This is a genomic window from Pseudonocardia sp. UM4_GMWB1, assembly GCF_017312155.1.
GTDB classification, from domain to species: Bacteria; Actinomycetota; Actinomycetes; order Mycobacteriales; family Pseudonocardiaceae; genus Pseudonocardia; species Pseudonocardia alni.
In genome coordinates this window covers 5388948-5402086 of record NZ_QJPN01000001.1, presented here as the reverse complement: position 1 = coordinate 5402086, position 13139 = coordinate 5388948, and the positions used below count along the sequence as shown (strand labels likewise).

At 72.2% G+C, this 13139-nt stretch carries 12 protein-coding genes; 9 read left to right on the top strand and 3 right to left on the bottom strand.

The features are described from left to right. Positions 1–44 precede the first annotated feature (44 nt). Positions 45–974 (top strand): AEC family transporter, encoded by a 930-nt coding sequence (locus tag DMP15_RS25265; protein ID WP_161151402.1) that lies wholly within the window; start codon positions 45–47, stop codon positions 972–974. Positions 975–1380: 406 nt separating this feature from the next. Further along, a complete protein-coding gene (locus DMP15_RS25260; protein WP_073577753.1) occupies positions 1381–2637 on the top strand; it encodes an aspartate aminotransferase family protein in 1257 nt (418 codons plus the stop codon). A 74-nt stretch (positions 2638–2711) separates the two neighbouring features. Here DMP15_RS25260 and DMP15_RS25255 read toward each other — a convergent pair whose 3' ends face one another. Beyond that, positions 2712–3860, bottom strand: coding sequence for an Mrp/NBP35 family ATP-binding protein (locus DMP15_RS25255; protein WP_062400483.1), 1149 nt, complete (start codon positions 3858–3860; stop codon positions 2712–2714). A 133-nt stretch (positions 3861–3993) separates the two neighbouring features. Here DMP15_RS25255 and DMP15_RS25250 point away from each other — a divergent pair, with 133 nt between their 5' ends. Then, positions 3994–4485, top strand: coding sequence for a MarR family winged helix-turn-helix transcriptional regulator (locus tag DMP15_RS25250; protein WP_073577754.1), 492 nt, complete (start codon positions 3994–3996; stop codon positions 4483–4485). Positions 4486–4489: 4 nt separating this feature from the next. Here DMP15_RS25250 and DMP15_RS25245 read toward each other — a convergent pair whose 3' ends face one another. Both DMP15_RS25245 and DMP15_RS25240 read right to left on the bottom strand, forming a co-directional pair. Then, positions 4490–5029, bottom strand: a complete 540-nt coding sequence (locus DMP15_RS25245; RefSeq protein ID WP_073577755.1) for a DUF1003 domain-containing protein — start codon at positions 5027–5029, stop codon at positions 4490–4492. Further along, positions 5022–6338, bottom strand: coding sequence for a magnesium transporter MgtE N-terminal domain-containing protein (locus DMP15_RS25240; RefSeq protein ID WP_073577756.1), 1317 nt, complete (start codon positions 6336–6338; stop codon positions 5022–5024). Before DMP15_RS25240 ends, DMP15_RS25245 begins: the two co-directional genes overlap by 8 nt. A gap of 66 nt (positions 6339–6404) precedes the next feature. On the opposite strand from DMP15_RS25240, the gene DMP15_RS25235 reads away from it, so the two are divergent. The 6 genes from DMP15_RS25235 (at position 6405) to DMP15_RS25210 (ending at position 13022) form a co-directional block, all read left to right on the top strand. Then, complete coding sequence (locus tag DMP15_RS25235; protein ID WP_073577757.1) at positions 6405–7331, top strand: PhzF family phenazine biosynthesis protein; 927 nt, start codon at positions 6405–6407, stop codon at positions 7329–7331. 165 nt (positions 7332–7496) lie between these two features. Continuing rightward, a complete protein-coding gene (locus DMP15_RS25230; protein WP_062400493.1) occupies positions 7497–8456 on the top strand; it encodes an HpcH/HpaI aldolase/citrate lyase family protein in 960 nt (319 codons plus the stop codon). 79 nt (positions 8457–8535) lie between these two features. Continuing rightward, entirely contained in the window at positions 8536–9729 is a 1194-nt protein-coding gene (locus DMP15_RS25225; protein ID WP_062400495.1) for an acyl-CoA dehydrogenase family protein, read from the top strand. A 166-nt stretch (positions 9730–9895) separates the two neighbouring features. Then, entirely contained in the window at positions 9896–10417 is a 522-nt protein-coding gene (locus DMP15_RS25220) for a general stress protein (protein WP_062400497.1), read from the top strand. Positions 10418–10563: 146 nt separating this feature from the next. Further along, the gene (locus DMP15_RS25215; protein WP_337826535.1) at positions 10564–12810 is read left to right on the top strand and encodes a carbon starvation CstA family protein; all 2247 of its coding nucleotides are present in this window, start codon (positions 10564–10566) and stop codon (positions 12808–12810) included. Continuing rightward, positions 12768–13022 carry a YbdD/YjiX family protein gene (locus tag DMP15_RS25210; protein ID WP_073577759.1) on the top strand — a complete coding sequence of 85 codons (255 nt, stop codon included), beginning with the start codon at positions 12768–12770 and terminating at the stop codon, positions 13020–13022. The genes DMP15_RS25215 and DMP15_RS25210 overlap by 43 nt, the downstream gene beginning before the upstream one ends. Positions 13023–13139 lie beyond the last annotated feature (117 nt).

Here is a 13139-nt window from a genome sequence, read left to right as displayed (position 1 = left end):
CCGGACACCCCGGGGACTAGTTCGCATACGTAACATGTCGGCACGTGGTGGGCGTCCTCGAAGGTTTCCTGGTCATCGGCGTCGTCGTGGTCGTCGGGTACGTCCTCGGCCGCGGAGGCCTGCTCGGAGACCAGGGCTCGAAGGTCCTCGCCCGCACCGCCTTCTTCGTCGCGACACCCGCGCTGCTGTTCACCACGCTCAGCCGTTCGGACGTCGGCGCCGTCCTGTCCTCGGGGCTGGTCGTCACCGCGCTGACCAGCACCCTGGCCTGCCTGCTGTTCGTGCCCGTCGCGCTGCTGCGCCGCCGCCCGGCAGGCGAGGTCGTCGTCGGGTCGATGGCGTCCGGCTACGTCAACGCGGGCAATCTCGGTATCCCGATTGCGGCCTACGTGCTCGGCGACTCCGCCGCCGTCGCCCCGGTGCTGCTGTTCCAGCTCGCGATCCTGACCCCGCTGTTCACGACCCTGATGGACGTCCTGCCCGGCGACGGCCGCGGCGAACGCCCCGGGTGGGGCCGGGTCGCCCTCGCCCCGCTGCGCAACCCGATCGCGATCGCCACCGCCGCCGGGCTGACCGTCTCCGCGACGGGCGTCGTGCTGCCGGAGCCGGTGACCGCCCCGGTCGAGCTGCTCGCCGACCTCGCGGTGCCCGCCATGCTGCTCGCGTTCGGCATCTCCCTGCACGGCGCCCGCCGCCCCGGGGCGGGGGAGACCGCGGGCTCGGTGTGGACCGCCGTCCTGATCAAGAACGTGCTGCACCCGCTGATCGCCTGGGCCTTCGCCGCGGGCGTGCTCGGCCTGACCGGCCCGGCGCTGCTCGCCGCGGTGGTACTGGCCGCCCTGCCCACCGCGCAGAACGTGTTCGGTTACGCCGTGCGCTACGACCGCGCCGTCCCGCTGGCCCGCGACGTGGCACTGGCCTCGACCGTCGTCGCCGTCCCGGTGCTGCTGGTGATCGCCGCGCTACTGACCTGACCAGGACCTTCCTCGTCGCCACGTCCGGGATGGGGGGCTTTTCGCTCGTCCCTTTGCTCTGCTCACCGATACGCAGCAACGGCCCCGCGCGGGCGCTGGGCGGCCGCACGGCGGGCCGGCCACCCGCGTCGCGCGTGCGCCGAGATGCAGCCCAGCGGGCGGTGGAGATCGACAACTCCCGCTGAGCTGCATCTCGACGCCGCCGAGGGCTGTCCGCCCGGCAACGCGGGCCCGTCCGGGGCCGCTGCGCCAGGGCACTCCGGGCGCGTGCTGCGTATCTGTGAGCAGAGCAAAGGCGGGCCCGACCGACCCTTGCCCGGACCCACCCGGCCGTGCTTCCCTGGGATTGTCGACAACTCGACAACCCGAGACGCACCACCCTCGACGCATCAGGAGCTGCGAACCCATGGCACAGCTGTCCCCGCTGCTCAAGCAGGCCACCCCGGTCCAGGCCGCCCGCGGTGAGGGCGTCTACCTGTACGACACCGACGGGCGCCGCCACCTCGACTTCACCGCCGGCATCGGTGTCACCTCCACCGGGCACTGCCACCCGACGGTCGTCGCGGCCGCACAGGAGCAGGTGGCCACGCTGATCCACGGCCAGTACACGACCGTGATGCACCAGCCGTTGCTGACGCTGGTCGAGCGGATGGGCGACGTGCTGCCCGAGGGCATCGACTCGGTGTTCTTCACCAACTCCGGCTCCGAGGCCGTCGAGGCGTCGGTGCGGCTGGCCCGCCAGGCCACCGGCCGGCAGCTGATCATCGCGTTCGACGGCGGCTTCCACGGCCGCACCATGGGTGCCGCGGCGCTCACCACCTCCGGGGCGAAGATCCGGGCCGGGATCGCCCCGATGATGGGCGGGGTCGCGTTCGCGCCCTTCCCCTACGCCTACCGCTACGGCTGGTCCGAGGAGCAGGCCGTCGCGTTCGCCCTGTCCGAGCTCGACCGGCAGCTGGCGAGCACCGCGCCGGCGTCCGACGTCGCCGCGTTCATCGTCGAGCCGGTGCTGGGCGAGGGCGGCTACGTCCCGACCCCGCCCGCGTTCCTGCACGGCCTGCGCGAGCGCGCCGACCGGCACGGCATCCTGCTGATCGCCGACGAGGTCCAGACCGGCTACGGCCGCACCGGGAAGTTCTGGGGCCACCAGCACGCCGAGGGCCTCACCCCGGACATCATCGTCACCGCCAAGGGGCTCGCGTCCGGCTTCCCGCTCTCGGCCATCGCCGCGCCGAGGGCCCTCATGGAGAAGGCGTGGCCCGGCTCGCAGGGCGGCACCTACGGCGGCAACGCCGTCGCCTGTGCCGCCGCGCTCGCCACGCTCGAGGTCGTACAGGGCGAGGGCCTCGTCGAGAACGCCCGCGTGCAGGGCGAGAAGCTCCTGGCCGGCGTCCGGGACGCCGCGCAGGGCATCGCCGCCATCGGCGACGTCCGCGGACGGGGGCTGATGGTCGGCATCGAGTTCGTCGACGCCGACGGCAAGCCCGACGGCGCCACCGCAGCCAAGGTGCACGCCGCGGCCGCCGCGCAGGGCCTGCTCCTGCTGACCTGCGGTGTCTACGGCAACGTCGTCCGGATGATCCCGGCGCTCGTCGTGACCGCCGAGCAGGTCGACGAGGGCCTGGCGCTCTGGACCAAGGCGCTGAACGACGCGCTGTCCTGAGACCCGCCCCCGGGGGAACGGACGAGGCCCCGCACACCTGCCGGTGTGCGGGGCCTCGTCGTCGGAGGTGCGGGTCAGCGCCCGACGGGAGAGATGTTCAGGCTCATCCCGGCCAGACCGCGGGCCTTCACGGTCAGCTTCTCCGCGATGGCGTCGAGGGCCTGCGCCGCGGCCGACTCGGGCTTGCCGAGCACGATCGGGGTGCCGGCGTCGCCGCCCTCGCGCAGCGCGACGTCGAGCGGGATCTGGCCCAGCAGCGGCACCGTGGTGCCGACCGTGCGGCTCAGCGAGTCCGCGACGATCTGCCCGCCACCGGAGCCGAAGATCTCGTTGCGCGAGCCGTCGGGCATCTCCATCCAGGACATGTTCTCCACGACCCCGGCCAGGCGCTGGCGGGTCTGGGTGGAGATCGACCCGGCCCGCTCGGCGACCTCGGCGGCGGCCTGCTGCGGGGTGGTCACGACCAGCAGCTCGGCGTTCGGCACGAGCTGGGCGGTGGAGATGGCGACGTCGCCGGTACCCGGGGGCAGGTCGAGCAGCAGCACGTCCAGGTCGCCCCAGAACACGTCGGCGAGGAACTGCTGCAGCGCGCGGTGCAGCATCGGGCCACGCCAGACGACCGGGGTGTTGCCGTCGGTGAACATGCCGATCGAGATGACCTTCACGCCGTGCGACTGCGGCGGCATGATCATGTTCTCGATCTTGGTGGGCCGGTCCGCGGCACCGATCATGCGCGGGACCGAGTGGCCGTAGATGTCGGCGTCGACCACGCCGACCTTCATCCCGCGCCGGGCCATGGCCGCGGCCAGGTTGACGGTGACCGAGGACTTGCCGACGCCGCCCTTGCCGGACGCCACACAGAACACGCGGGTCAGCGAGCCGGGCTGGGCGAAGGGGATGACGGGCTCGTCGGCGTCGCCGCGCAGCGAACGGCGCAGCTCGGTGCGCTGCTCGTCGCTCATCACGTCGAGCTCGACCTCGACCCGCTCGACGCCGGGGACCTTCGAGACCGCCTCGGTGACGCGAGAGGTGATCGTCTCGCGCATCGGGCAGCCCGCGACGGTCAGGTAGACCCCGACGTGGGCGAGGCCGTCGGCGGAGACGTCGACGCTCTTGACCATCCCCAGCTCGGTGATCGGCTTGTGGATCTCCGGGTCCTCGACGGTGCCGAGGGCTGCGCGCACGGCCTCGACGACGGTGCTGGTGCTGCCGGTGACGGACATGGGCTCCTACGACCTCTTTCCTCTCGCGTCACCCCATGCTACGTGGGTGGTTCCGAGGTCTCCGGGTCACCGGCGGTGTCGCGCGGCACGTCCGCGCTGACGAGGTGGTGCGGGTGTCTCTAGCATCCCTGCGATGGACGACACGAGCGGCGCCCCGACGCGCGAGCACCCGGCGCGCCGCCGCGTGGTCCCGACCCCGGCCGAGCTCGCGTCGTGGCGCAGCTTCCTGCGCGCGCACGCGGGCATCACCAAACAGCTCGAGACCGAGCTGGAGGGCGAGCAGCAGCTGTCCCTGGCCGCCTACGACGTGCTGGTCCAGCTGTCCGAGGCGCCCGACCACCGGCTGCGGATGACCGAGCTGGCCGACGCCGTGCTGCTCTCCCGCTCCGGGGTCACCCGGCTCGTCGACCGGCTGGAACGGGTCGGGCTCGTCGCCCGGGCCAAGGTCGCCGACGACGGCCGCGGGGTCACCGCCCGGCTCACCGACACCGGCTACGACCGCCTGCGCACCGCCGCGCTCACCCATCTGCGCGGGGTCCGCGCGCACTTCGTGGAGCGGCTCGACGCCGACGACCTCGCGGCGCTCGAGCGCATCATGCGCCGCCTGGTCCCCGACCGCTCCTGAGCGATCAGCGTTCCTTCTTACGCATCTTCTTCCGGGCACCCGGCTCGACCGGGAGCTCCTCGCCGCGGCTGCGGGCCACGGCGTCGTCGAGCCGGTCACCCAGCTTCTCCAGCTCGCCGCGCAGGTAGTCCCGGCTCGCGGTCTCCCCGACGGCCAGGCGCAGCGCCGCCAGCTCCCGGGCGAGGAACTCGGTGTCGGCCTTCGTCCGCTCGGCGCGCCGCCGGTCCTCGTCCAGCGCGATCCGGTCCCGGTCGTCCTGCCGGTTCTGGGCCAGCAGGATCAGCGGTGCGGCGTACGCGGCCTGGGTGGAGAACGCCAGGTTGAGCAGGATGAACGGGTACGGGTCCCACTGGATCGACCAGGCGACCAGGTTCAGCGCGATCCACACGACGACGATCACCGACTGGATCGCGAGGAAGCGGCCCGTCCCGAGGAACCGGGCGATCCGCTCGGAGAAGCGGGCGAAGCCGTCCGGGTCCACCTCGAACCGCCGACGCCCGACGCGCGGCTGGTCCAGCCGCCGTCCGATCCCGGACTCAGGCACCGTGCACCTCCCCGTCGTGCGTACGGTCGCCGGCGCCGTTCGCGGCCCGCACCGCGCCGCCGTGCACCTCGCCCGGGGCGAGGTCGCGGTCGCGCCAGCCCTGCGGCAGCAGGTGGTCCAGCACGTCGTCGACGGTGACCGCGCCCAGCAGGTGGTGCTCGGCGTCGACGACCGGGCCCGCCACCAGGTTGTAGCTGGCGAAGTAGCGGGTCACCTCGCCGAGCCCGGCCTCGGGCCCCAGCTGCGGCAGGTCGGCGTCGACCATGCCCGCGACCAGCTCGAACGGTGCCGCCCGCAGCAGCTGCTGGGCGTGCACACAGCCCAGGTAGCGCCCGGTCGGGGTCGCGGTCGGCGGGCGGACGACGAACACCATCGACGCCAGCGCCGGGGGCACCTCCGGGTTGCGCACCCGGGCGAGTGCCTCGGCGACGGTCACGTCCGGCCCCAGCGTGATCGGCTCCGGGGTCATCAGGCCGCCCGCGGTGTCCCACTCGTAGCGCAGCAGGCGGCGCACGGGCTCGGACTCGTCGGGCTCCATGAGTTCCAGCAGCCGGCCCGCCTCGTCGTCGTCGAGCTCGCCGAGCAGGTCCGCCGCGTCGTCCGGGCTCATCGCCTCCAGCACATCGGCGGCACGGTCGTCGTCGAGGTAGCCGAGCAGCTCGCGCTGATCGGACTCGGACAACTCCTCGAACACGTCGGCGAGCCGCTCGTCGTCCAGGGCGTCGACGACGTGGCGCTGCCGGTCGTCGGGCAGCCGCGACAGCGCCGCGGCGACGTCGGCCGGGCGCATCGAGTCGAACACCGCGAGCAGCCGGTCCGCGCCCTGCGCGGCGGCGACGTCGAGCCCGGACACGGCCTCCCAGCCGTACACCTCGACCCGCGGCCTGCGCGCCAGCCGCGTCCGCCGGAACCGCAGCGCCACCTTGGTGATCACCCAGTCCCGGGTCCGGCTCGGCTCGACCGCGACGTCGACGACCGAGCCCTCGGTCCCGGCCTCGCGCACCGTCGCGGGGGAGTTCAGTAGCTGCCCGAGCACGAGGGTCTCGTTGGGGCGCTGGTCGAACGAGCGCAGGTTCACCGAGCCGCTGGCCAGCGTCACCGCGGTCGGCGCGATGTCGGCGACCCGCAGCATCGGCACGAAGATGCTGCGGCGTGCGGACAGGTCCACGACCAGGCCCAGCACCCGCGGTGGATGACTGTCCACGCGCAGTGACACCACGACGTCGCGGACCTTGCCGATCCGCTCACCGTCCGGGCCGTAGACGGCCAGGCCGGCCATCCGCGCGACGAACACCCGTACCGAGGCCATGGCGCCGAGACTAGAACCCCCGGCGGTACCGCGACCGCCCCGGACGTGTGACTAGGCTCGCCCGCCGTGAACGAGCCGCAGCACGATCCCGGCCAGGGCCCCGAACCCCTCCGCTACGACATCGTCGACGTGTTCACCGACCGTCCGTACGCCGGTAACCCGCTGGCCGTCGTGCACGGCGCCGAGGCGCTGTCCACGGCCCGGATGCAGGCGATCGCGCGGGAGTTCAACCTGTCGGAGACGACGTTCCCGCTGGCCCCGACCGGCGACGGCGAGAGCGGCGCCGACTACCGGGTGCGGATCTTCACCCCGCTCGCCGAGCTGCCCTTCGCCGGGCACCCCAGCGTCGGCACGGCCTGGGTGCTGGCCCGCGACGGCGTCATCGGCGAGGGCGACCGCGTGCAGGAGTGCGGGGCCGGGCTGCTGCCCGTGCGGGTCGACGACACCGGCGCCCGGGTGTGGGGCGGCGCCCCGTCGGTCGGCACCGAGCTGAACGCCGTCCGCCTCGCCGCCGCGCTCGGCCTCGGCCCCGACGACGTCGACGGCGCCGCCGTGCCGGGTGTGGCCGGTGCCGGGACCGACTTCGCCATCCTGCTCGTCGTCGCCGGTGCGGTCGCCCGCGCGGTGCCCGACCCCGCGGCGCTGGCCGCCGCGGTCGCCGACAGCGGCGCGACCGGGCTGCTCGTCGCCGCCGTCGACGCCACCGCCGAGCGGGTCCACGCCCGCATGTTCGGCATCGGGATCGGGGTTCCCGAGGATCCGGCGACGGGCTCGGCCGCCGTCGCGCTCGGGATCTTCCTCGCCGACCGCGGCCTGGTCACCGACGACGGCGAGCACTCCTTCGTCGTGACCCAGGGAGTGGAGATGGGCCGTCCGTCCACGTTGTACGCCGGCGTGCGCACCGAGGGCGGCCGGGCCGTCGGGAGCTGGGTCGGCGGGACCGTCGTCGCGGTGGCCAGGGGCTCCCTGACCCCACCTCCCGAACAGGGGTGACCGACGGGTAACCCCACCTGACCACCGGCGGGTGAGAAACCAATCACCTGGACGGGGCGCCGCGGCCGTCGTCGTGCCAGCATCAGTCCCCAGCCCGAGCGCCCGTGTCGTGACGACGTCGTCGCCGCGACGCGGGCGAGGACGATCTCGACGAGGAGCCCGCCTGTGAGCACCACCCTCCGCGCCCGCCGGTCCTGCCTGGCCGTGCCCGGATCGAGCCAGAAGTTCATCGACAAGGCTCGCACGCTGAACTCCGACCAGGTCTTCCTGGACCTGGAGGACGCCTGCGCCCCGCTGGCCAAGCCCGGTGCGCGGACGACGATCGTCGAGGCCCTCAACGAGGGCGGCTGGGGCGAGAAGATCCGCGTCGTCCGGGTCAACGACTGGACCACCGAGTGGACCTACCGCGACGTCGTCGAGGTCGTCGAGGGCGCCGGCGCCAACCTCGACGCGATCATGCTGCCGAAGGTGCAGACCCCCGAGCAGGTCGTCGCGCTGGACCTGCTGCTGACCCAGATCGAGAAGACCAACGGTCTCGAGGTCGGGAGGATCGGCATCGAGGCGCAGATCGAGAACGCGCTGGGCCTGACCAACGTCAACGCCATCGCCACCGCGTCGCCGCGGGTCGAGACGATCATCTTCGGCCCGGCCGACTTCATGGCCTCGATCAACATGAAGTCGCTGGTCGTCGGCGAGCAGCCCCCCGGCTACGACGTGGGAGACGCCTACCACCACATCCTCATGTCGATCCTGATGGCGGCCCGCGCGCACGACAAGCAGGCCATCGACGGCCCGTACCTGCAGATCAAGGACGTCGACGGGTTCCGCCGGGTCGCCGGCCGGTCCGCGGCACTGGGCTTCGACGGCAAGTGGGTGCTGCACCCCGGCCAGATCGACGCCGCCAACGAGACCTTCTCCCCGGCGCAGAGCGACTACGACCACGCCGAGAACATCCTCGACGCCTACGAGTACTTCACCTCCGAGGCCGGTGGCAAGCGCGGCGCGGCGATGATCGGCGACGAGATGATCGACGAGGCCAGCCGCAAGATGGCGCTGGTGATCTCGGGCAAGGGCCGCGCGGCGGGCATGACCCGCACCGACAAGTGGACCCCGCCGGAGGCGTGAGCGCAGCTCGCGCACCGAACCTCAGCGCTGAGGCCCCGACCGCCCGCCGACCGACGACGCTCACCGAGGAGTAACCAGCATGGCCCGGCTCGCCCAGACCGCCGGTCTGACCGACATCCAGACCGAGATCCTGTCCACCGTCCGCTCGTTCGTGGACAAGGAGATCATCCCGCACGCGACGGCGCTGGAGCACGCGGACACCTACCCGCAGGACATCGTCGACGGGATGAAGGAGATGGGGCTGTTCGGCCTCATGATCCCGGAGGAGTACGGCGGCCTCGGCGAGTCGCTGCTCACCTACGCCCTGGTGGTCGAGGAGATCGCCCGCGGCTGGATGAGCGTCTCCGGCGTCATCAACACCCACTTCATCGTGGCGTACATGCTCCGCCAGCACGGCACACAGGCGCAGAAGGAGAAGTACCTGCCGAGGATGGCCACGGGCGAGACCCGTGGCTCGTTCTCGATGTCCGAGCCCGACCTCGGCTCGGACGTCGCGGCGATCAAGACCCGCGCGAAGCAGGACGGCGACGACTACGTCATCGACGGCGCCAAGATGTGGCTGACCAACGGTGGCACGTCGAACCTGACCGCGGTGCTGGTGAAGACCGACGAGGGCGCCGAGCGTCCGCACCAGAACCTCACCACGTTCCTGGTGGAGAAGCCCACCGGCTACGGAGAGGTCGCCCCCGGCCTGATCGTCCCGGGCAAGATCGACAAGATGGGCTACAAGGGGGTCGACACCACCGAGCTGGTGTTCAAGGACCACCGGATCTCCGGCGAGCAGATCCTCGGCGGGGAGCGTGGCAAGGGCTTCGCGCACATGATGGACGGCGTCGAGGTCGGCCGCGTGAACGTCGCCGCCCGTGCCTGCGGCATCGCGATCCGGGCGTTCGAGCTGGGCGTCGAGTACGCCCAGCAGCGCTCGACCTTCGGCAAGCCGATCGTCCAGCACCAGGCGATCGCGTTCAAGATCGCCGAGATGGCGACCAAGGTCGAGGCCGCGCACCTGATGATGGTCAACGCCGCGCGCCTCAAGGACCGCGGCGAGCGCAACGACGTCGAGGCCGGCATGGCCAAGATGCTCGCCTCGGAGTACTGCAAGGAGGTCACCGAGGAGGCGTTCCGCATCCACGGCGGTTACGGCTACTCCAAGGAGTACGAGATCGAGCGCCTCATGCGCGAGGCGCCGTTCCTGCTCATCGGCGAGGGCACCTCGGAGATCCAGAAGACGATCATCTCCCGGGGTCTGCTGCGCGACTACAAGCTGCGCTGACCGCGCCCGCGTCGACGGCCCCGTACCCCGTCCCGGGGTGCGGGGCCGTGTCGTCCGGTCGGTGGGGTGTGACCTGCGGCTCCGCGACTAGTGTTCGGGGCACGTCGCGGTCGGGTCGAACGTTGCACCGACGACGAGACAGGACATCTTCCACGAGGAGCGCGCCATGACCAACCCCTTCGGCGGCCAGACTCGTCCGGCTCCGGGCCTGCCGCAGCTGCCCACTCCGCCGACCGGGTGGCCGGTGGGCTCCTACGCCACCTACGAGGAGGCGCAGCGGGCCGTCGACCACCTCGCCGACTCCGACTTCCCGGTCGCCGACGTGACGATCGTCGGCGTCGACCTGATGCTCGTCGAGCGGGTCATCGCCCGCCTGACCTGGGGCCGTGTGCTCGCCTCCGGCGCGGCGCAGGGTGCCTGGCTGGGTCTGTTCGTCGGTGTCCTGCTGTTCGTGTTCTCCCCGGACGGCAACTTCCTGCCCATCGTCGTCGGACTGGTGTCCGGGGCGGTGTTCTTCATGGCCTTCGCCGCGGTCAGCTACAGCGCGAGCAAGGGCCGCCGGGACTTCCAGTCCGCCAGCCAGATGGTGGCGGGCCGCTACGACGTCCTGTGCGAGCCGCGCAACGCCGAGCGGGCCCGCGAGATGCTGGCCAAGCTGGCGATGGGCGGCCCCGGCGGGGGCTTCTGACCGGCCCCCGCCCCGCCCGCACGACCCCGCGGCCGTCGTCACCCGACCGGGTGGCGGCGGCCGTCGTGCGCCGGCAAGCGGACATCGGTTCCCACCGGGCACACCGCCTCCTATAGTTCGCGCGTCGGACATATCGGAGGGGCGCGATGACACAGGTGTCGGGCGGACCGGCGGGGCGCGAGCTCCCGCCGGCGGCGGTGGACGAGGAGGTGCTCCTCGCCGAACAGCGGGCGTGGACACCGTGGAAGATCGCGGTGTGGGCGGGGATCGCCCTGCTGGGCGGGCTGGCGTGGGTGATGCTCGCGCTGGTGCGCGGGGAGACGGTCAACGCGATCTGGTTCGTGTTCGCCGCGGTGAGCACCTACGCGATCGCGTACCGGTTCTACTCCCGCTACATCGAGAACAAGCTGCTGCGTCCGGACGACCGGCGCGCCACCCCGGCCGAGTACAAGGAGAACGCCCAGGACTTCCTGCCGACCGACCGGCGGGTCCTCTACGGCCACCACTTCGCCGCGATCGCCGGTGCCGGTCCGCTGGTCGGACCGGTCCTGGCCGCGCAGATGGGGTACCTGCCCGGCACGATCTGGATCATCGTCGGCGTCATCGTCGCCGGCGCGGTCCAGGACTACCTGGTGCTGTTCTTCTCGATGCGCCGCGGCGGGCGCTCGCTGGGCCAGATGGCCCGCGAGGAGCTCGGCCGGGTCGGCGGGATCGCGGCGATCATCGCGACCCTCGCCATCATGATCATCCTGATCGCGGTGCTCACGCTGGTCGTGGTGAACGCGCTCGGGGAGAGCCCGTGGGGCGTCTTCTCGGTGGCGCTGACCATCCCGATCGCCCTGTTCATGGGCGTCTACCTGCGGTACCTGCGGCCCGGGAAGGTCTCCGAGGTCTCCTGGATCGGCTTCGTGCTGCTGATCGGCGCGATCGTCGCCGGCGGCTGGGTCTCCGAGACCGGCTGGGGCCAGGCGCTGTTCACCCTGGATCGGACCACCATCGCCTGGGGCGTGATCGTCTACGGCTTCGTGGCCGCGGTGCTCCCGGTCTGGCTGCTGCTCGCCCCGCGCGACTACCTGTCGACGTTCATGAAGATCGGCACGATCGTGCTGCTCGCGGTGGCGATCATCGTCGTCCGCCCCGAGATCACGGCACCTGCGTTCAGCGAGTTCGCCGGCCGCGACGACGGCCCCGTCGTCGCCGGGTCGCTGTTCCCGTTCCTGTTCGTGACGATCGCCTGCGGCGCGCTGTCCGGCTTCCACGCCCTGATCTCCTCGGGCACCACGCCCAAGCTGGTCGAGAAGGAGCGCCAGACCCGCTTCATCGGCTACGGCGGCATGCTCATGGAGTCCTTCGTGGCGATCATGGCGCTGGTCGCGGCGCTGTCGATCGACCGCGGGCTCTACTTCGCGATGAACGTGCCCGCGTCGCTGACCGAGGGCACCGTCGAGGGCGCGGCCGCGTTCGTGAACTCGCTCGGCCTGATGAACGTCAACGTCACCCCCGACCAGCTGGCGACGACCGCGGCACTGGTCGGCGAGGAGTCGATCGTCTCCCGCACCGGGGGTGCGCCGACGCTGGCGGTCGGCCTGGCGAACATCATGCAGCAGTTCATCGGCGGGCCCGGGATGATGAGCTTCTGGTACCACTTCGCGATCATGTTCGAGGCGCTGTTCATCCTCACCGCCGTCGACGCCGGCACCCGGGTGGCGCGCTTCATGCTGCAGGACGCGATCGGCACCGTGGCCCCGAGGTTCAAGGACACCTCGTGGCGGCCGGCCGCCTGGATCTGCACCGGGCTGATGGTCGGTGCCTGGGGCGCGATCCTGCTGATGGGCGTGACCGACCCGCTGGGCGGGATCAACACGCTCTTCCCGCTGTTCGGCATCGCGAACCAGCTGCTGGCGGCGATCGCGCTCGCGGTCTGCCTGGCGATCGCGGCCCGGCGCGGGCACGTGCGTTACCTGTGGATCATCGTCGTGCCGCTGGCGTTCGCCGCCGTCGTGACGGTCACGGCATCGATGTACAAGATCTTCTCCTCGAACCCGAAGATCGGGTACTGGGCGCAGCACTTCGCCTTCCGGGAGGCCATCGCGTCCGGGGAGACGAGCTTCGGCACCGCGGGCACCCCGCAGGCGATGGCGGCCGTCGTCCGCAACACCTTCGTCCAGGGCACGCTGTCGATCCTGTTCGTGACGCTCGCGCTCGTCGTGATCGTCGCCGCGGTCCTGGCCGCCTGGACGTCGATCTCGACGGGCGGCCGCCCGGACCACGAGGAGGAGCCGGTTCCCTCGCGGCTCTACGCCCCGGCCGGCCTGGTCGCGACCCCGGCGGAGAAGGAGCTGGAGAAGGAGTGGACCGAGACGGCCGGCACCCCGGCCCGGTCGGGGCACTGACCGTGGCGGGACCGACCGTGGCGGCCGCGACGCTGGCCCGGCTGCGGGCGCTGCACGGCTGGTGGCGCGGGGTGATCGGGGCGGACCTGTACGACCGCTACCTCGACCACCACCGTCGCAGCGGGCACGACCACCCGCCGATGACCGAGCGGGAGTACTGGCGGGCCCGCACCGCGTACCAGGAGAGCAACCCGCAGGGCCGCTGCTGCTGAGGCGGCACCCCGTCTCCGGCCGACCCGCTGGGCCGCACGGGTGGCCGGAGCTCCACGTTCGGCCCAGCGCGCCCTCCCGGGCGGGTGTCACACCCCACCGGGGAGGGCGCGTCGGGT